Genomic DNA, 18,157 nt, shown 5'->3' on the forward strand with positions numbered 1-18,157 from the left:
TACGGGCCTCACGTGTGGGGGCCTGAGCGGGCTCAGGCGTCGAAGTCGTCCGCGACCTTGCGCAGCACCTGGGCGAGCTTGGCGGAGTTCGCGGGGTACTTGCCCTTCCGCAGCTGGTCCGCCGTCTTCTCCAGGGTCGGGATCAGGTCGCCGACCAGGACCGCCATGTCGACCGGCGGCATGCGCTTCACCTTGCTGATGGACGGCGCTGGGTCCAGCAGCCTCACCGAGAGGGCCTGCGGACCTCGCTTGCCGTCCGCGACGCTGTACTCCACCTTGGCGCCCTGCTTGGGGGCGGCGCCCTCAGGCAGCGCGGAGGCGTGCAAGAACACCTCGCCGCCGTCCTCGGCGGCGATGAAGCCGAAACCTCGCTCGGTGTCGAACCACTTGACCTTGCCGGTGGGCACTGGAACCTCGTTCGTGCTCGTGGGAATCTCATCGGTGCCCGGCGCGCGCGGTGCGCGGCCTCGGGCCAGACCTCCAAGGTTACCGGGCGCACGCTCCCTCCGTCGCATCGATAGCGGTCTCGGCGGCAGGCAAAAAACGGGACCGGTGCGTCGGCCGGCGCAACCTCGACGCAACACGAGCGCAACCAGCGTGCAGCCAGGGCGCGTAACATCACGTCGATGGCCTCCACGCTGCGCGACCCCGCGCCGTCGGCGCCCACCCGGCACTTCGCCGACGCCCTCCGCGAGCGCCCCGACGGCGCGCTCGTCGCCCTGTTGCGCGCCCGGCCCGACCTCGGTTCACCCTCGCCGTCCACGTTGCGGTCGCTCGCCGCGCGGGCGTCGAGCCGCACGTCGCTCGAACGTGCCCTGGCCCGGTCCGACGCGCTCACGCTCCAGATCCTCGAGGCGGTGCTGGCGCTCGCGCCACCCGTCCGGGAGCCCGGGACGCCGCCGGCGCCGCCGGGAACCCGCGCAACGGGCGGTTCGCCTGCTCGTCCTCGGGTGACGCCTGCGGCAGTCGCCGAGGCCCTCGGCGCGGACCCCGAGGAGCGGCAGCTCGTCGAGGAGTGCATCGCGCGTGCCCTGGAGGCGGCGCTGCTGTGGGACGCGATCCCGTCCGCCGCCGGCCCGTCGCCGCAGGGCAGGTCAGCCGCCCGGCGGACGGGCGTCGCGGCCGGGCCCGACCTGCGGCCCGCACCAGGGCTCGACGAGGTGCTCGGCCCGTACCCGGCGGGCCTCGGCCCGGACGTGGACCCGCCGACGACGCCCCGGCCCCTCCCCGGCCCCGACGCCCCCGCGGGCGCCCGGGCCGTCCTCGACGCGCTGGCGTGGGGCCCGCCGGTCGGCGTCGTGCCGCCTCCGGGCAGCCGCCCACGGGACGCCGTGGACTGGCTGGTCCGCAACGGCTACCTCGTCCGCTCCGACGCCCGCCACGTGCTCCTGCCGCGGGCCGTAGGTCTCGCCCTGCGCGGCGGCCGCACCCATCAGCGCCTCCAGGCCCAGGCTCCCCGGCCCGAGGGCCGGCCGGTCTCCGCGGCGACGGTCGACGCCGAGGCGGCGGGCGCCGCCCTCGATATCGTCCGCCGCGTGGGCGTGCTGGTCTCCGCCTGGGACGACGCCCCGGCGCCGCAGCTGCGGACGGGCGGCCTCGGCGTGCGCGACCTGCGTCGCGTCGCCACCGCGATGGAGACGGACGAGGCTTCTGCGGCCTTCGTGGTCGAGCTGGCGGCCCTGGCGGGTCTCGTGGTCGACGACGGCGACGCTCCCCCCACCTACGTGCCCACCGACGCGGCCGAGCCGTGGTCCACCCTCGACGACGCCGACCGGTGGGCCGTCCTCGCCCGTGCCTGGGCGCTCACCCGCCGTACCCCGTGGCAGATCGGCACCCGGGACGAGCGGGGCACGCTCCGCGCACCGCTCTCCCCGGACCTGCAGCGACCATGGGTCCCGCGCCTGCGCGCGCAGGTCCTCGAGGTGCTGCAGCACGGCTCGTCGAGCAGCGGGGAACGGCCCGCGCTCAGCACCGCCGAGGTCCTCGAGGTCCTCACCTGGCGCACGCCGCGCGCGGTGCCGCCCGAGCGTGCCGTCGACGGCCTCCTCATGGAGGCCTCGTGGCTCGGGGTCACCGGCGCGGGTGCGCTGTCGGCGCCCGGGCGGGCGCTGCTGGAGACGGTCGTCCAGGAGCAGGAGGCCCCGTCGGCCGACGGCGGACGCGTGGTCCCGGTGGTCGACCGGGTCGCCGCCGCGGTGCGGGTGATCCTGCCCCACGAGGTGGACGAGATCCTGCTGCAGGGCGACCTCACGGGGATCGTGCCCGGGCGGCCGTCGCGGGACCTCGCGCGGCTGCTGGAGCAGACGTCGGAGACCGAGTCACGCGGAGCGGCCACCACGGTCCGGTTCACCGCGGCCACGATCACCCGTGCGCTCGACCACGGCGCCGACGCGGACAGCCTGCTGACCGAGCTGGCGCGACGCTCCCCCGTGCCCCTGCCCCAGCCGCTCGACTACCTGGTGCGCGACACCGCGCGCCGCCACGGCGCCGTGCGCGTGGGCTCGGCGGGCAGCTACCTGCGCGCCGCCGACCCGGTGGTGCTCGCGGGACTCGAGCACGACCCGTCCCTGTCCTCCCTCGGCCTGGTCCGTCTCGCGCCCACGGTCCTGGCGGCCGCGGCGGACGCGGGCGAGCTGCACGAAGCCCTCCGGGCACGCGGCATGGTCTCGGCGGTGGAGGGGCCGAACGGGCAGGTCGTGGATGTCCGTCGGGTGACGCGGCCGCGCCGCGCGGTCCCGGCACGGCGTTCCGCGCTGGCGCTCGCCTCCGGGCGCACCACGGCGGAGGCGGTCTCGACCGAGCCCGACTACGCCGCGCTCGTCTCCACGCTGCGTGCCGTCGACGCCTCGGCGGGCGACGCGGCCCAGTCCCGTGCGGCGGCCCGGGAGGCGGCCCGGAACGCGACGTCGACCGTGCTGCGGTCGGCGGACCCGGCAGCCAGGCCCGCCCCGGCGGCGCCGATCTCGACGCCCCGGCCGGCCGCGTTACCGATCCTCACGTCACCGACCCTCACGCCCCCGGCCGCCGGGTCGCCGGCGCCGGCCGGCGAGCCACCAGCCGCCGGACCGGACGCGCCTCAGCCGGATGAGCCGGTCCAGCCCGCCGAGCCGGTGGAGCGCGGCTTCGGGCACCACCGCGCGGTCGAGTCCGCGCCCGAGGCGGGTGGTGCACCCGGGCGAGCGACCGGCGTCGGGCACCGTGATGGGGACGACGCGTCCGCGCCGGACGTGACCACCGCCGCACCCGCCGGGGGAACACAGCACCCGGCGGACGCGTTGGCGCTCTTGCGTGACGCGATCCGGGACGGCCGGAAGGTCCAGGTGGACCTGGTAGGCCGGTCGGGAACCCTGGAGCGTCGCGAGCTCAGGCCGTTGCGCCTCGACGGGGGGCGCCTGCGCGCCGTGGACCCGCTGCGCGAGGCTGAGCTGACGATCGCCGTGCACCGTATCGCGGCAGTGGAAGCTTAAGGAGACTGCATGACCGACGGCCCACTCATCGTGCAGAGCGACAAGACGCTCCTGCTCGAGGTCGACCACCCACGCGCCGGTGACGCGCGCCGCGGGATCGCGCCCTTCGCCGAGCTGGAGCGCGCGCCCGAGCACGTCCACACCTACCGGCTCACGCCGCTCGGGCTGTGGAACGCGCGGGCCGCCGGGCACGACGCGGAGCAGGTGGTCAACACCCTCATCGAGTTCTCGCGCTACCCCGTGCCGCACGCGCTGCTCGTGGACGTGGCGGAGACGATGGCGAGGTACGGCCGTCTGCAGCTCGCCACGCACCCCGTGCACGGCCTCGTGCTCACCGCGACGGACCGCGCGGTGCTGGCCGAGGTGCTGAAGTCCAAGCGGACCGCCGGCCTGGTGGGTGACCGCATCGACGACCTCACGGTCGTGGTGCACCCCTCCGAGCGCGGCCACCTCAAGCAGGTGCTCGTGAAGCTCGGCTGGCCCGCGGAGGACCTCGCCGGGTATGTCGACGGCGAGAAGCACGCCATCGAGCTCTCGCCCACCGTCCCGGGCCGTACGCCTGGGGAGGCGCCCCGCGAGTGGTCGATGCGCCCGTACCAGGAGCACGCGGTGGACGGGTTCTGGCACGGCGGGTCGGGGGTCGTGGTGCTGCCGTGCGGCGCCGGGAAGACGATCGTCGGCGCGGGTGCCATGGCGAAGTCCGGGACCACCACGCTGATCCTCGTCACCAACACCGTCTCGGCGCGCCAGTGGCGCGACGAGCTGGTGCGGCGCACGTCGCTCACCGAGGAGGAGATCGGCGAGTACTCGGGCGCGCGCAAGGAGATCAAGCCGGTCACGATCGCGACCTACCAGGTCCTCACGACCAAGCGGAAGGGCGTCTACACGCACCTCGAGCTGCTGGACGCCCGCGACTGGGGCCTCGTGGTCTACGACGAGGTGCACCTGCTGCCCGCGCCGATCTTCCGCATGACGGCCGACCTGCAGGCCCGGCGCCGGCTCGGTCTCACCGCCACGCTCGTGCGCGAGGACGGCCGCGAGGACGAGGTGTTCTCGCTGATCGGCCCGAAGCGGTACGACGCGCCGTGGAAGGACATCGAGGCCCAGGGCTACATCGCTCCCGCCGACTGCGTCGAGGTGCGGCTCACGATGCCCGAGAGCGAGCGGATGATCTACGCGACGGCCGAGCCCGAGGACAAGTACCGGCTCGCAGCCTCGGCCGCCGGAAAGAAGCACGTCGTCGAGCAGCTCGTGGCGCGGCACCCGGACGACCAGGTGCTGGTCATCGGGCAGTACCTCGACCAGCTCCTGGAGCTCGCGACGCACCTCGACGCGCCGCTCATCACCGGCGCCACGACAGTGCGCGAGCGCCAGCGCCTGTTCGAGGCGTTCCGGTCGGGCGAGATCTCGCGCCTCGTGGTGTCCAAGGTGGCGAACTTCTCCATCGACCTGCCCGAGGCGTCGGTCGCGATCCAGGTCTCCGGGTCCTTCGGCTCGCGGCAGGAGGAGGCGCAGCGGCTCGGCCGCGTCATGCGCCCCAAGGCCGACGGGCGCACCGCGCACTTCTACGCGGTGGTGGCGCGCGACACCGTCGACCAGGACTTCGCCGCCCACCGGCAGCGGTTCCTGGCCGAGCAGGGGTACGCGTACCGCATCGTCGACGCGGAGGACCTCGGCACGGAGAGCGAGCAGGAGGAGCCGGCGGCCTGACCCTCTCCTCTCCGCTGTGGGTACACGTATGGCCGCCCTTCCTCGCGGAACGGCGGCCATACGTGTACCCACAGCGGGGGTCGGTCAGAGGATGTAGCGCAGCGGGTCGAACTCGTCGATCGGGATGATCCGGACGCGCGGCAGCATGGTGGTGAACGCGTCCGCGTTGCCCTCGAGGTCGAACATCTCGAGGCCCTGATCGGTCAGGTCAGCGAACCGGGCGTTGACGAACTCGCGGAAGCCGAGGAGGCCGACGCGCCGGTCGTCGTCGTCGAGGAGGGCCTCGATCTGCGGCAGGAAGTCGCCGTCGTGGCTGGCCAGGAGCACGTCCCCCGGGCGGCTGGCGAGCGCCTCCAGCGTGCGCTGGATACCGACGTCGACGACCTTCTCCGTGCCGTTCGCGGCCAGCGGGATCGGCTTGTAGCCCATCGCCAGCAGCGCCTGCACGAACGGCATCGGCATCTGGCCGGACGTGGCGTTGAGGAAGAACAGCGGGACGACGTCCTGGTCCCACACCTTCTCGGCGAACGCGGAGATGCGGTCCCATCGTGGACGCTCCTCCGGAGCCGGACGGCGGCCCAGCACGTTCATCCCGAGCGTGGCGTCGATGTTCTCGCCGTCGACGATGAGATACGTGCGACGCGGGGTCACGATGGCCTGGGATGACGGTACTGACATGGACCCCAGCGTATCCGGGGTTGTACTTTGGGCGACCGTGTCTACGGAACAGCTCCCGCGCATCACGGTGATCCAGAACTCACCCGACGTGCCGATGGACCTCTTCGCCTCTCGATGGGGAACGAATGTCCGGTTAGTCCTTGCCTTCGCCGGTGAGAACGTTCCCACCCTCGAGGAGGTCGGGGACGGGCTCGTGGTGCTCGGCGGGCAGATGTCGGCCTACGACGACGCGGCGGCGCCCTGGCTCCCCGCCACCCGCGCGCTGCTCGCCGACGCCGCCCGGTCCGGCGTACCGACCCTCGGCATCTGCCTCGGCGCCCAGCTCCTCGCCGTCGGCGGAGGCGGCGCCGTCCAGGTCGCGGCGCCGCCCGGGCGCGAAGCCGGCGTCGTCACCGTCCGCTGGCGCGACGGCGCGGCGACCGACCCCGTGCTCGGGCCGGTCCGGGCCCAGGCGCCCGTCGGCCAGTTCGTGAGCATGCACGCCGACGCCGTGGTGGAGCTCCCCGCCGGCGCCGTCTGGCTCGGCGCCTCGGCGATGTACCCGTACCAGGCGTTCCGCCTCGGCTCGGCGCTCGGCGTGCAGTTCCACCCGGAGGCGTCGGTCGAGCTGGCGCTGCGCTGGGCGGAGGGGCACGACGACGTCGACACGGCCGCCCTGGTCGACGAGCTCACCCCGCACGCGGCCGAGATGGCGGCGTCGGGCGAGGCGCTGGCCGACGCGTTCCTGGCCCAGGTGCGTGCTCACGCCTCCCGGACGAGCTGACTACCTCGCCGGAACCACCCCGCCGAGGTAGTGCCTCCGTCCGACGAAGGCACTACCTCGGCAGCGCGGGTCACTCCTCGTACGCGTCCACGGGGGCGTCCTGGACCGCGCCGCTCCGGGCGCCGGCGGTGACCTCGGGCGTCACCGGCGTCGGGCTGAGCGCGGGCCCCGACGTCGACCCCGCCTTGAGCGCGGCCAGCCGCGCCTCCAGCTCGGTCTCGTCGTCGCTCGCCTCCAGCTCGGCGAACTGGGCGTCGAGCGACGCGCCGGCGATCTCCGCCTGGCCCATCGCGAGCGCCTCCTCGCGCCGTACCGCGTCCTCGAAGCGCGACAGCTCGCTGGTGGGATCCAGCACGTTGATCGACGAGATGGCGCCCTGCACGGTCTGCTGCGCCTCGGCGCTCTTCTGCCGCGCCACGAGCGAGTCCCGCTTGGACCGGAGCTCGCCCAACTTGTCCTTCATGGACGTGAGCCCGCTCTTGAGCTTCTCCACGGTCTCGCGCTGCGAGGCGATCATGGGCTCGGCCTGCCTGACCTCGCCCTCGGCGTCGAGCTGCTTCCGCAGCGCCACCTTCGCCAGGGCGTCGAACTTGTCGGCGTCGGCGGTGTTGCCCGCGCTCCGCAGCTCGTCGGCCTTGCGGGACGCGGCGACAGCCTTGTTGCCCCACTCGCGTACCGCTGAGACGTCCTCGTTGTAGTCCTGCTCCGCGAGGCGCAGGTTGCCGATCGTCACGGCGACGGCCTGCTCGGCCTCCGCGATGCTGTTCGTGTAGTCGCGCACCAGCTGGTCCAGCATCTTCTGGGGATCCTCGGCGCGGTCGATGATCGCGTTGATGTTCGCCTTCGCGAGCTGGGCCACGCGGCCGAGGATGCTCTGCTTCTGGGCCATTTTGACGCCTTCCTTGGTTGCCTTGCGGAGTCTTGCCGTTGCCCTGAGTGGTGCGTGGGTCAGAACCGCCCGCCGCGGGACCGGCCGCCCCGGCCGCCCGCGGACCTGCCCGACGAGCGCCCGCCGCCGAAACCGCCGCCGCCGAAGCCCCCGCCGATCCCGCCCGAGCGGGACCGCGAGCGGCTCCCGCCGAAGCCTCCACCGCCGAACCCGCCCGACCAGCCGCCGCCTCCGCCGCCTCCACCCCCGCGCAGGAGGGAGTCGAGCAGGATGCCCCCGAGCACCATGCCGCCCATGCCGGAGCTGCCGCCGCTCGTCCCGCTACCGGGCTGGGACCACGTCTCGGTGTCGCGCTGGGCGAGCTGGGCGGCCTGCTGGGCCAGGGAGTCGGCCTGCTGGGCGCGCTGCAGCGCCGCGGCCGGGTCCTCGGCCTGGATCGCGCGCGCCTCCCCCACGAGGCGGATCGCCTCGGCGAGCCGCGTGCGCGCCTCCGGGCCGACGGCGTTGCGCCGGGTCTCGATGAAGTCGTTCGTGGCGCGGACCTGCGACTCGACCCGGCCGAGGGTGTCGCGCAGCAGGGCCGACGCCCGCGCCCGCGCCTCCGCGTGCTCGCGCGACGGGGCGAGGACGGTGTCGAGCGCCGCCTCGGCCGCGGCCACCCGGCTGAGCGCGGCGAGCGGGTCGCCGCCCTCGCGCGCCTCGCGGGCCTGGGCGACAGCCGCCTGCGCCTCGGCGGAGGCCGCGCCCACCGCGGGGTCCGACGGCGCGAGCCGGCCGGCGTCGGCGATGTCCTGCGAGATCGAGGCGATCGCCTTGTCGAGCTGCGGCCCGGCGGACGCGAGGTCCTCGCCCGCGGAGCCGACGGCGTCGAGCAGCGTGACGGCCTGCCCGAGCGCGTTCTGGGCGCCCCGGGCGTGGGCCACGGCCACCGACCGGTTGCGTGCCGTGAGCGCTGCCCGGCCCTGCGTGACGGCGTCGAGCGCGTTCCTGATCAGGGTCTCCGCCTGGCCGGGGTTGTCCGAGACGGACGCGAGCGCCGTCGCCGGGTAGGTCGCGCCGAGCGTCTCGAGCGTCTGCCGGGCTACGGCCACGCGGGCCGAGATCTCCCCGGACCGCTTCTCCACGTCGTCGAGCACCTCGGGGGCGCGCTCCTGGAGCTTGCGCAGGTCGTCGAACGCTGCCGTCTGCGCGTCGAGGGCGTCGGCCGCGCCGTCGCACAACCCGATCACCTGGGTGAGGAGCTGCCGCCGCTCCGGCTCGCTCTCAGGCACCTCGTCGTCGAGCTGCTGGCGCAGGGCGAACGCCTGCTGCACGTCGGCCTTGGCCTTGGCGAGCACGTCACCGAACTCACGGGTGGCCTCCAGCCCGAACTCCGCCTGTGCGAAGCCGAGCTCCTGCTCCGACGTCTTCACAGCGTCGTCGATGGCGACCAGCGCGGACGAGGCCCGGCGGTCGAGCTCGTCGGTGGGCAGGCCGGCCAGCTGGTCGGGCGACGGGCCTGACGGTGCCGGGGGCGCGGCGGCGCGCTTGCGCGACCGGTACACCCCGTAGCCGACGGCGCCCAGGGCGGCGACGCCCGCGACCCCGCCGACGATCGCCCCGGTGCTCACGCCACCGCTCTCCGTGGAGGCCTCGAGGGCCGTGTCCGCGGCGACCACTGCCGCCCCGGCCCAGTCGTCCTCGCGGAGCTGGTCCTCGGTCGCGGCCTCGATCTCGTCGATCTCGCCGTCCGTGAGGTCGACGTTGACGTCGACGGAGAACCCGTAGACGCGGTCCTCCGTGGCGACGGCGAGGAGCATGTCGTCCACGCCCAGGCCCGAGTTGTTGGCCGTCGCGTTGGCCCAGTCGATCGGGTCGGCGCCGTCGAAGCTCGTCACGTAGACCACGAAGAGCTGGAGGTTCGACCCCTCGGCGAGGCGGTCGAGCGCGGCCTGGACGTCGGCGGTGTCCTCGTCGGACAGGGCGTCGGCGTCGTCCGTGATCTCCGAGCCGAGCACGAGGGGCGGGGAGGCCGGCAGCACGTCCGGCATCGTCGCCGCGTGGGCGGAGGACAGCAGCGCGGGGACGGGCGACGGCGTCGGCTCGGCCGACGGCGCCGCGGCCGCGACCTGGAGCCCGGCGAGCGACCCGGCCGCGCCGGTCAGGACGACGACCGCCGTGGCTGCCCATGCGGCGGCGCGGCGCACAGGACTGTCCGTATGGTCGGCAGGGACGGAAGGAGCGCTGGAGGCTGACACGCCCCGATCGTCGCGCCCACGACCGGCCGACGCAATCGGAGAGGTTGCGTCCAGGCAACCTCCAGCCAACCCCAGGCAACCTCCAGACTGCGGGCGCACACTGGAGACATGTCCACTCCCGAGGCGCGGCTGGTCGTCGTGGACGACGAGCCCAACATCCGCGAGCTGCTCTCCACGTCCCTGCGTTTCGCGGGTTTCGAGGTCCATGCGGCCGCCGACGGCAACGGCGCGCTCCAGCTCGTACGCGACCTGGAGCCGGACCTCGTGGTCCTCGACGTGATGCTGCCCGACATGGACGGCTTCACCGTGACCCGGCGCATGCGCGAGACCGGCCGGCACACGCCCGTCGTGTTCCTCACCGCGCGTGACGACACCCAGGACAAGGTCCAGGGGCTCACCGTCGGCGGGGACGACTACGTCACCAAGCCGTTCAGCCTGGAGGAGGTCGTGGCCCGCATCCGGGCCGTGCTGCGCCGCACCGGCGCCCCCGTGCCCGACGACAGCGCCATCCTCCGCGTCGGCGACCTCGAGCTCGACGAGGACTCCCACGAGGTGCGCCGAGCGGGCATCGAGATCGACCTCTCCCCCACGGAGTTCAAGCTCCTGCGCTACCTCATGCTGAACGCCGGGCGAGTGCTCTCGAAGTCGCAGATCCTCGACCACGTGTGGCAGTACGACTGGGGCGGCGACGCCAACATCGTCGAGTCCTACATCTCGTACCTGCGCCGCAAGGTGGACAACCTGACGGTCCCGTCGGCCGACGGCGAGGCCACGCTGCCGCCGCTGATCCACACCAAGCGCGGCGTGGGGTATCTCCTGCGCGCGCCCCAGACCACCCGTGCCTGAGCTGAGCCTCCCGGTCCCGTCCCGACGCGGTCCCGCAGGCCTTCCCGGCCTGTTCGCGTCCGTACCCCTGCGCGCCCGGCTGGTCGCCATCATCGTGCTCCTGCTCGCCGCCGGGCTCTTCGTGGCCTCGGTGGTCACGCGGACGGTGGTGTCCGACTACCTCGTGGGCCAGGTCGACTCGCAGCTCGAGTACTCCGCGGCGAGCGTCGCGGAGGCGTCGCTCAGCCAGCAGGTGAGCAGCCCGCTCCCCAGCGACTACTACGTGCTGGCCCGGACCGCCGACGGCACGGAGTACCCGCTGCGGTACACCCCCACGACCGACCTCTACGGCACGCCCACGATGCCGGCGGTCACGCCCCGCGAGGCGATCGACCGGAAGGGCGCGCCGTTCACCGTCACCGCCCACGGCGGCGACAAGCCCGGCGAGTGGCGCGTCGTGATGTTTCCGTACCGCGACTGCCGCGCCTGCGAGATCGGCGGCACCGCGTTCGTGGCGCTCCCACTGTCGGGCATCCAGGAGACGGTGTCGTTCCTCGCCCGGTCGCTGGCCCTGACGGGCCTGGGGATCGTCGTCGCGGGGGGCCTCGCGGCCTGGCTGCTCGTCAAGAGGTCCTTGCGGCCCTTGCGGGAGATCGAGGAGACGGCGGCCGACATCGCCGCGGGCGACCTCTCGCGCCGGGTCCCCGCAACGCCGTCGTCCACCGAGGTGGGCTCGCTGTCCGCGTCCCTCAACACGATGCTCGCGCAGATCGAGCAGGCCTTCTCCGCCCAGGAGGCGTCCGAGAGCCGGATGCGCCGGTTCGTCTCCGACGCGTCGCACGAGCTGCGGACCCCGCTCGCGACCATCCGCGGCTATGGCGAGCTGTACCGGATGGGGGCGCTGGACAGCGCCGACAAGGTGGACGACACCATGGGCCGGATCGAGGACGCCGCGCGACGCATGGGCACCCTCGTGAACGACCTGCTGGTCCTGGCGCGCCTCGACGAGGGCCGGCCCGTGGCGCACGAGCCCGTCGACCTGGCCGCCCTCGCCCGCGAGTCCGCCCAGGACCTGCACGCCCTGGACCCGACGCGCGACGTCCGCCTCGTCCCGCTCGCGTCCGGCGACGTCCCCGCGTCGGTGGTGGTCACCGGCGACGCCGACCGGCTCCGCCAGGTCCTCACCAACCTGATCGGCAACGTCGCACGGCACACGCCGGCCGGCACGCCCGTCGAGATCGCCCTGGGGACCGCCCCGGGGGCCTCCGACGGCGTGGCCGTGCTCGAGGTCCGCGACCACGGTCCGGGCGTCACCCCGGAGCAGGCCGAGCGCATCTTCGAGCGGTTCTACCGGGCGGACTCGTCGCGCACGCGCGAGTCCGGCGGCTCGGGGCTGGGCCTCGCGATCGTCGCCGCGATCGTGGGCGCGCACGACGGCCACGTCGAGGTGACGCCCACCCCGGGCGGCGGCCTGACGGTCAGCGTGCGGCTCCCGCTGGGAGCCTGATCGGGCGCTGACGCCGGACACGCCCGTCCGGCTACGATGATGCGCCGTCCCCGGCCCGGCCATCGGTCGTACGCTGGAGAGAGACGACTGCACCCGAGCCGAAGGCCTGATACTCATGGGCGTCTTGCACGACGCACCACAGTGGTTCCTCTCGTCATTCGTCCGCAGCGCCGTCGGAGCAGGCGCCACCGCACCGGAGGACGAGATCCGCCGGGTCGGGCAGGCCCTCATCGACCGCTGGACCGCCGAGAACCGCCACTTCCACAACCTCCGCCACCTCGCGGCCGTGCTGCACCGGGTCGACGAGCTGGCCCAGGAGACGCACAAGCCCGAGCTGGTGCGCCTCGCCGCCTGGTACCACGGGGCAGTGTTCGACGCCGAGCGCAAGGCCGCCTACGCGGAGAGCGGCGGCGAGCAGACGCACGAGAGCGCCGAGCTCGCCCGCACCGAGCTCATGAGCCTCGGGGTGCCCGAGGCGTCGGCAGACCGCGTGGCGCACCTCGTGAACGGGCTCCTGCGGCACGCCCCCGACCCCACGGACTTCGACGCCGCGGTGCTCAACGACGCCGACCTGGCGATGCTCGCCTCGGAGCCCCAGCGCTACAAGGAGTACACGGCGGACGTGCGGGCGGAGTACGCCCACATCCCGCTCGAGGACTACCTCAACGCCCGCATCAAGATCATCAGCAAGCTGCTCGCCCGCGAGTCGCTGTTCTTCAGCCCGATGGGCGCCGCGTGGGAGGAGCCCGCGCGGCAGAACCTCGACGCCGAGCTGCACCGCCTGACGAAGGAGCAGCGCAAGCTCCAGCAGGCGGGCTGACCGCTCGCACGCCGCCACCTGGCCCGGACGCCGACCACAACAGCGTCCGGGCCGGCTCTGTGCACAGCTCCCCCACCACGCCGCCCGACGTCGTCCCCGCCTGGCTAGCGTCGACGATGCCCGGGAGGTCCGGGCAGGCGCCCGGAAGGTCCGGGCAGGGCCGGGTCCACCGGCCCGGAGAGGGGGCGTGATGAGGTTCGAGGTCGACAGCGAGCAGGTAGGCCTGGCGAGCGCGGCGGTGGCGGGTTCCGTCGCGACCGTGCGGGCGGAGGTCGGAGGGCTGATGCGCAACCTGGAGGGACTGCAGGGCAGCTGGCACGGCGGCGCCGCGACGGCGTTCTCCGGCACGGTCGGCCAGTGGCGCGCGGCGCAGGCGCAGGTGGAGTCGGCGCTCGACGCGATCCAGGCGGCCCTGGCGGCCGCCGCGCAGACCTACGCGGACGCGGAGGTGCAGGCGACGCGGCTGTTCACGTGACAACGGCGCCTGAGCCGTCCGCTCCGCCTACGGCGCCTGAGCCGTCCGCTCCGCCTACGGCGCCTGAGCCGTCTGCTCCGCCTACGTCGGAAGCCGCCTCCCCCGAAGGGGAGACGGCTTCCGTCGTCAGCGAGGGGCAGGACTTAGAAGTCCATGCCGCCCATGCCGCCGTCGCCACCCTGGGCCGGGGCGTTGCGCTCCGGCTTGTCGGCCACGACGGCCTCCGTGGTGAGGAACAGCGCGGCGATCGACGCGGCGTTCTGGAGCGCGGAACGCGTCACCTTCACCGGGTCGTTGACGCCCGCGGCGAGCAGGTCCTCGTACACGCCGGTCGCGGCGTTGAGGCCGTGACCCGACGGGAGGTTGCGGACCTTCTCCGCCACGACGCCGCCCTCGAGGCCGGCGTTGATGGCGATCTGCTTGAGCGGTGCCGAGATCGAGGCGGCAACGATCTGCGCACCGATGGCCTCGTCACCCTCGAGCTCGAGCTTCGCGAACGCGATGGCACCGGCCTGGATGAGGGCCACGCCACCACCGGCGACGATGCCCTCCTCGACGGCAGCCTTGGCGTTGCGCACGGCGTCCTCGATGCGGTGCTTGCGCTCCTTGAGCTCCACCTCGGTGGCAGCGCCGGCCTTGATGACGGCCACGCCGCCGGCCAGCTTCGCGAGACGCTCCTGGAGCTTCTCGCGGTCGTAGTCGGAGTCCGACTTCTCGATCTCGCTGCGGATCTGGTTCACGCGACCGGCGATGAGGTCGGCCTCGCCGGCACCCTCGACGATCGTGGTCTCGTCCTTGGTGACGACGACCTTGCGCGCCTGGCCGAGCAGGTCCAGCGTCGCGTTCTCGAGCTTGAGGCCCACCGTCTCGGTGATGACCTGGCCGCCGGTGAGGATCGCGATGTCCTGGAGCATGGCCTTGCGACGGTCGCCGAAGCCCGGGGCCTTGACGGCGACGGACTTGAAGGTGCCGCGGATCTTGTTCAGCACCAGGGTCGCGAGGGCCTCGCCCTCGACGTCCTCGGCGATGATGAGCAGCGAGCGGCCCGACTTCATGACCTGGTCCAGGACCGGGAGCATGTCCTTGACGTTCGAGATCTTCGACTCGACGATCAGGACGTACGGGTCCTCGAGCACGGCCTCCTGGCGCTCAGGGTCCGTCTCGAAGTAGCGAGCGAGGAAGCCCTTGTCGAAGCGCATGCCCTCGGTGAGCTCGAGCTCCAGGCCGAAGGTGTTCGACTCCTCGACCGTGATGACACCTTCCTTGCCCACCTTGTCGAGGGCCTCGGCGATGAGCTCGCCGATCGCGGTGTCGCCGGCGGAGATGGCGGCCGTGGCAGCGATCTCCTCCTTGGTCTCGATGTCCTTGGCGGCGATGAGCAGCTGCTCGGTCACGGCCTCGACGGCCTTCTCGATGCCACGCTTGATGGCGATCGGGTTGGCGCCGGCGGCAACGACGCGCAGGCCCTCCTTGACGAGCGCCTGAGCGAGGACGGTCGCGGTGGTGGTGCCGTCACCTGCGACGTCGTCGGTCTTCTTGGCGACCTCCTTGACGAGCTCGGCGCCGATCTTCTCGAACGGGTCGTCGAGCTCGATCTCCTTGGCGATGGAGACGCCGTCGTTCGTGATCGTCGGCGCGCCCCACTTCTTGTCGAGCACGACGTTGCGGCCCTTCGGGCCGAGGGTGACCTTGACGGTGTCTGCGAGGACGTTGAGCCCTCGCTCCATGCCCCGACGAGCTTCCTCGTCGAACGCGATGATCTTGGCCATGGGGAAAAATCCTCCGCTGGTGGCGTGTGTCGGTCGGCCGGCGCCCGCGACGGACGACCCTCCGCCTCGGCGTCCATGTCTCGCCGAGGCAGCAGGCCTCACCGTTCGACCTTGCTTGTCACTCTCAGTGCGAGAGTGCTAACCCATTATTGGCACTCTCGACCGGAGAGTGCAAGGCGCCTCAGGGCGCGAGGGACGGTGACCGGCGCACGTCGAACTCGCGGCGCAGTGCCCGACGGGCCGCGTGCCAGCCGCCCATACCGTGCACCCCGGGGCCAGGTGGTGCGGACGCGGAGCAGAGGTAGACGCCCTCGGCGCCCCCGAAGTACGGCTCCCACCCGCCCGCGGGCGACGCGAGCATCCGCGCCATCGTCACAGCGCCCGCCGCGATGTCGCCACCCACGTAGTTGGCGTCGTGCAGCGGCATCCGCGACGCAGGCACGCACCGCGCCGACACCACCACGTCCCGGAATCCTGGCGCGAACCGCTCGAGCTGCGCTGTCACCGCCTCGGTCATGTCGACGTCCGACCCTGCGGGGACGTGCGCGTACGTCCACAGGGGCCGCAGCCCGCCCGCCGCCCGGCCGGGGTCCGTCACGACCGGGTCGCTCACCAGCACCACCGGCTGCTCCGCGTGCCGCCCGCGCGCCACCTCGCGCTCCGCGGCGGCCAGCTGTGGACGGCTGCCGCCGACGTGGACGGTTCCCGCGCGTCCGACGTCGGGCACCGCCCACGGGACCGGCCCCGACAGCGCGAAGTCCACCTTGGCCGCGGCGTTGCCGTGCCGGAAGCGGCCGAAGGCCGCACGTGCCCGCGGCGAGAGCCGCGTCCCCATGATCCGCGCGACCGCACCCGGCGCCGTGTCGAAGAAGTACGTCCGCGCGGGCGGGAGGTCGCGCGCGGTCCGGACCTCGCGGTCCGTCTCGACCTCCCCGCCGTGCTCCAGGAGGTCCTGGACCAGCGCCGCGACGATCGCCCCCGAACCTCCGACCGGCAGCGGCCAGCCGCCCGGCCCGTGCGCGAGGGCGGCCAGCAGCAGGGCCGTGCCCGCCGCCGCGAGCGACGGCAGCGGCGCGATGGAGTGGGCGGCCACCCCGGTCAGCAGCGCGGGCGCCACGTCGCCGGAGAAGCGCCGGCCCCACAGGGCGGTGCCCTGCTCGAGGAGCCCGCCGCCGAACCGCAGGCCGGGACCGGCCGCACCGAGGACCGCGCCGAGCGTCCCGAGCAGCCCGGGGCCCGACGTCGTCCGTGCCCCCATGGGCACGCCGGTGGTGCCGGTCATGCCCATGATCGTGCGGCGGTCACCGAGCGCGACCGCCGCCACGTGCTCCCAGCCCGCGGTGAGCGGCCCGACCAGGCTGCGCCAGGCCGGGCCGTCCGGGCCCAGCGCCTCGACCGTGCGGTCGAGGTCGTGATACGCCAGGCCCGCCCGGCCGCCGTCGAGGGGCTGGGCGTAGGAGATGTCCGGAGTCCTGAGCTCGACGCCCCGGGCCGCGAGGTCGAAGGCGCGCAGGAAGGGCGAGGACCACGCCATGGGATGCACGGCGGAGCAGACGTCGTGCAGGAGCTCCGGCCTGCCCGCGAGGCCGGGGAGCGTCCGTGAGCCCCCGCCGATCGTGGGCTGGGCCTCGAGGACCCGGACGGAGAGGCCGGCGCGGGCAAGGGTCACCGCGGCGGCGAGGCCGTTGGGTCCCGAGCCGACCACCACGGCGTCGAGCAGAGTCATGCACCCATCACAGCAGACCTCGGCATCGAGCGCTGACAGGGGTGGCGGGGGCGGGCGACGGGCGGGCGATCCCGCCCGTCTGCCCCTCGGTCAGGTTCCCGTCGCGTCAGAGCGGACGGACCTGCTCCGCCTGCGGGCCCTTCTGTCCCTGCCCCACCTCGAACTCGACGGACTGGCCCTCGTCGAGGGTGCGGTAGCCGTCGGTCTCGATGGCGCTGTAGTGGACGAAGAGGTCCTGCCCACCGGAGGTCGGGGTGATGAAGCCATACCCCTTCTCCGCGTTGAACCACTTGACGGTGCCCTGGGCCATTGTCTTTCTCCTTGTACCTCTCGCACGGGACACTCGGTCGACCCGTGGTGGTTCGAGCGTAGTGGTCCGTCTCACACCACGGAAGGCTCATTATCCCGTATGTCGCTTTTCGCGATCAGCGAACGCGCAGGCCAGCGCGGCAGAGCTCAGGCGGGTTCGCCGCGAGCGGACAGGATCGCGGGCGTAATACGGGGCGACCCAGACAGAGTGCCAAAATGCCCCGAAGGCCGCCGTCCGGGTGGACGACGGCCTTCGGGTACGTGACGGAGCGGTGGGCGGCGAAGCCGGGTGAAGTGCGGGTCAGCCTGCCGGGACCTGCGGCGTGACGTCGGTGACCATAACGACCCAGAGTGCCTGCGGCGAGGCGGTGACAGCCTCGGACATGACGAGCTGAGCCTCAGGGATGCCGAGGATCGCCGCGGCCGCCTTGGCCTCGTTCGCACGGTTCTCGCCGTAGTAGATCGTGTTCGCCGTCGCGTCGGCGCCTTCCGCGGCGTCGTCCGAGATCGGCTCGGCGTTCGTGAAGCCCCAGGGCTCCAGGTAACCAACGGTCTTGGCAGCGAGCTTGTCGACGGTGGCCACGTTGCCGCTGTAGTTGTAGACCCAGATCGTCGCGGCCGGGTCGCCCGCAGCCATCAGAGCGGCGACGTCGGGTGCGGGCGGCGCCTCCGGCGAGGGCGAGACAGCCGGGTCGGTAGCCGCCGCCGACGGGTCGGTCGGCGCGTCGGTCGCAGCGACGGTCGACGTACCCGTCGGCGTGTCGGCGTCGGCCGGACCGTCCTGTCCGATGATGAACGAGATCACGCCCCACGCGACCACGGCGCAGACCACCGCGACGAGGAGGAAGGGCCACGCCGAGCTCCAGCCGCTGCGTGGAGCACGGTGCACCCCGACCGGGGCGCCACCGGGCACGGCGACGTCAAACTCGTCGGGCGGGTAGGGGTACGCGCTCTTGGTCACGGCGGAAAGGGTAGCGGGTCA

At 73.4% G+C, this 18,157-nt stretch carries 15 protein-coding genes; 7 read left to right on the forward strand and 8 right to left on the reverse strand.

The window, feature by feature from the left end:
- Positions 1–32: 32 nt before the first annotated feature.
- Positions 33–407, reverse strand: a complete 375-nt coding sequence (locus tag D1350_RS12010) for a cold-shock protein (protein WP_125776234.1) — start codon at positions 405–407, stop codon at positions 33–35.
- Between the two features lie 219 nt (positions 408–626).
- On the opposite strand from D1350_RS12010, the gene D1350_RS12015 reads away from it, so the two are divergent.
- Complete coding sequence (locus D1350_RS12015; RefSeq protein WP_125776235.1) at positions 627–3,467, forward strand: helicase-associated domain-containing protein; 2,841 nt, start codon at positions 627–629, stop codon at positions 3,465–3,467.
- A 9-nt stretch (positions 3,468–3,476) separates the two neighbouring features.
- Complete coding sequence (locus D1350_RS12020) at positions 3,477–5,177, forward strand: DNA repair helicase XPB (RefSeq protein ID WP_125776236.1); 1,701 nt, start codon at positions 3,477–3,479, stop codon at positions 5,175–5,177.
- A gap of 84 nt (positions 5,178–5,261) precedes the next feature.
- Here the strand turns inward: D1350_RS12020 and D1350_RS12025 are convergent, their stop codons facing one another.
- On the reverse strand, positions 5,262–5,855 hold the full coding sequence (locus tag D1350_RS12025; protein WP_125776237.1) for an NYN domain-containing protein: 594 nt from the start codon (positions 5,853–5,855) through the stop codon (positions 5,262–5,264).
- A gap of 37 nt (positions 5,856–5,892) precedes the next feature.
- Here D1350_RS12025 and D1350_RS12030 point away from each other — a divergent pair, with 37 nt between their 5' ends.
- Entirely contained in the window at positions 5,893–6,618 is a 726-nt protein-coding gene (locus D1350_RS12030; protein WP_240644058.1) for a type 1 glutamine amidotransferase, read from the forward strand.
- Between the two features lie 70 nt (positions 6,619–6,688).
- On the opposite strand, the gene D1350_RS12035 is transcribed toward D1350_RS12030, so the two are convergent.
- Positions 6,689–7,507 (reverse strand): PspA/IM30 family protein, encoded by an 819-nt coding sequence (locus D1350_RS12035; RefSeq protein WP_125776239.1) that lies wholly within the window; start codon positions 7,505–7,507, stop codon positions 6,689–6,691.
- 59 nt (positions 7,508–7,566) lie between these two features.
- The gene (locus D1350_RS12040; protein WP_240644060.1) at positions 7,567–9,744 is read right to left on the reverse strand and encodes a TPM domain-containing protein; all 2,178 of its coding nucleotides are present in this window, start codon (positions 9,742–9,744) and stop codon (positions 7,567–7,569) included.
- 108 nt (positions 9,745–9,852) lie between these two features.
- Here D1350_RS12040 and D1350_RS12045 point away from each other — a divergent pair, with 108 nt between their 5' ends.
- The 4 genes from D1350_RS12045 to D1350_RS12060 all read left to right on the forward strand — a co-directional run bounded on the left by D1350_RS12045 (position 9,853) and on the right by D1350_RS12060 (position 13,371).
- On the forward strand, positions 9,853–10,590 hold the full coding sequence (locus D1350_RS12045; RefSeq protein WP_125776240.1) for a response regulator transcription factor: 738 nt from the start codon (positions 9,853–9,855) through the stop codon (positions 10,588–10,590).
- Positions 10,583–12,076 (forward strand): sensor histidine kinase, encoded by a 1,494-nt coding sequence (locus D1350_RS12050; RefSeq protein ID WP_240644062.1) that lies wholly within the window; start codon positions 10,583–10,585, stop codon positions 12,074–12,076. The genes D1350_RS12045 and D1350_RS12050 overlap by 8 nt, the downstream gene beginning before the upstream one ends.
- Before the next feature lie 115 nt (positions 12,077–12,191).
- Positions 12,192–12,896 (forward strand): HD domain-containing protein, encoded by a 705-nt coding sequence (locus tag D1350_RS12055; protein ID WP_125776242.1) that lies wholly within the window; start codon positions 12,192–12,194, stop codon positions 12,894–12,896.
- Positions 12,897–13,086: 190 nt separating this feature from the next.
- Entirely contained in the window at positions 13,087–13,371 is a 285-nt protein-coding gene (locus D1350_RS12060) for a WXG100 family type VII secretion target (RefSeq protein WP_125776243.1), read from the forward strand.
- Between the two features lie 143 nt (positions 13,372–13,514).
- Here D1350_RS12060 and groL read toward each other — a convergent pair whose 3' ends face one another.
- The 4 genes from groL to D1350_RS12080 all read right to left on the reverse strand — a co-directional run bounded on the left by groL (position 13,515) and on the right by D1350_RS12080 (position 18,136).
- A complete protein-coding gene (groL, locus tag D1350_RS12065; RefSeq protein ID WP_125776244.1) occupies positions 13,515–15,140 on the reverse strand; it encodes a chaperonin GroEL in 1,626 nt (541 codons plus the stop codon).
- Positions 15,141–15,321: 181 nt separating this feature from the next.
- Positions 15,322–16,866 (reverse strand): phytoene desaturase family protein, encoded by a 1,545-nt coding sequence (locus D1350_RS12070; RefSeq protein WP_125776245.1) that lies wholly within the window; start codon positions 16,864–16,866, stop codon positions 15,322–15,324.
- A 106-nt stretch (positions 16,867–16,972) separates the two neighbouring features.
- Positions 16,973–17,176, reverse strand: a complete 204-nt coding sequence (locus tag D1350_RS12075; RefSeq protein WP_125776246.1) for a cold-shock protein — start codon at positions 17,174–17,176, stop codon at positions 16,973–16,975.
- 300 nt (positions 17,177–17,476) lie between these two features.
- Positions 17,477–18,136, reverse strand: a complete 660-nt coding sequence (locus D1350_RS12080) for a LytR C-terminal domain-containing protein (RefSeq protein WP_125776247.1) — start codon at positions 18,134–18,136, stop codon at positions 17,477–17,479.
- Positions 18,137–18,157 lie beyond the last annotated feature (21 nt).

The sequence above is a fragment of the Antribacter gilvus genome, assembly GCF_003946865.1.
GTDB lineage: Bacteria > Actinomycetota > Actinomycetes > Actinomycetales > Cellulomonadaceae > Antribacter > Antribacter gilvus.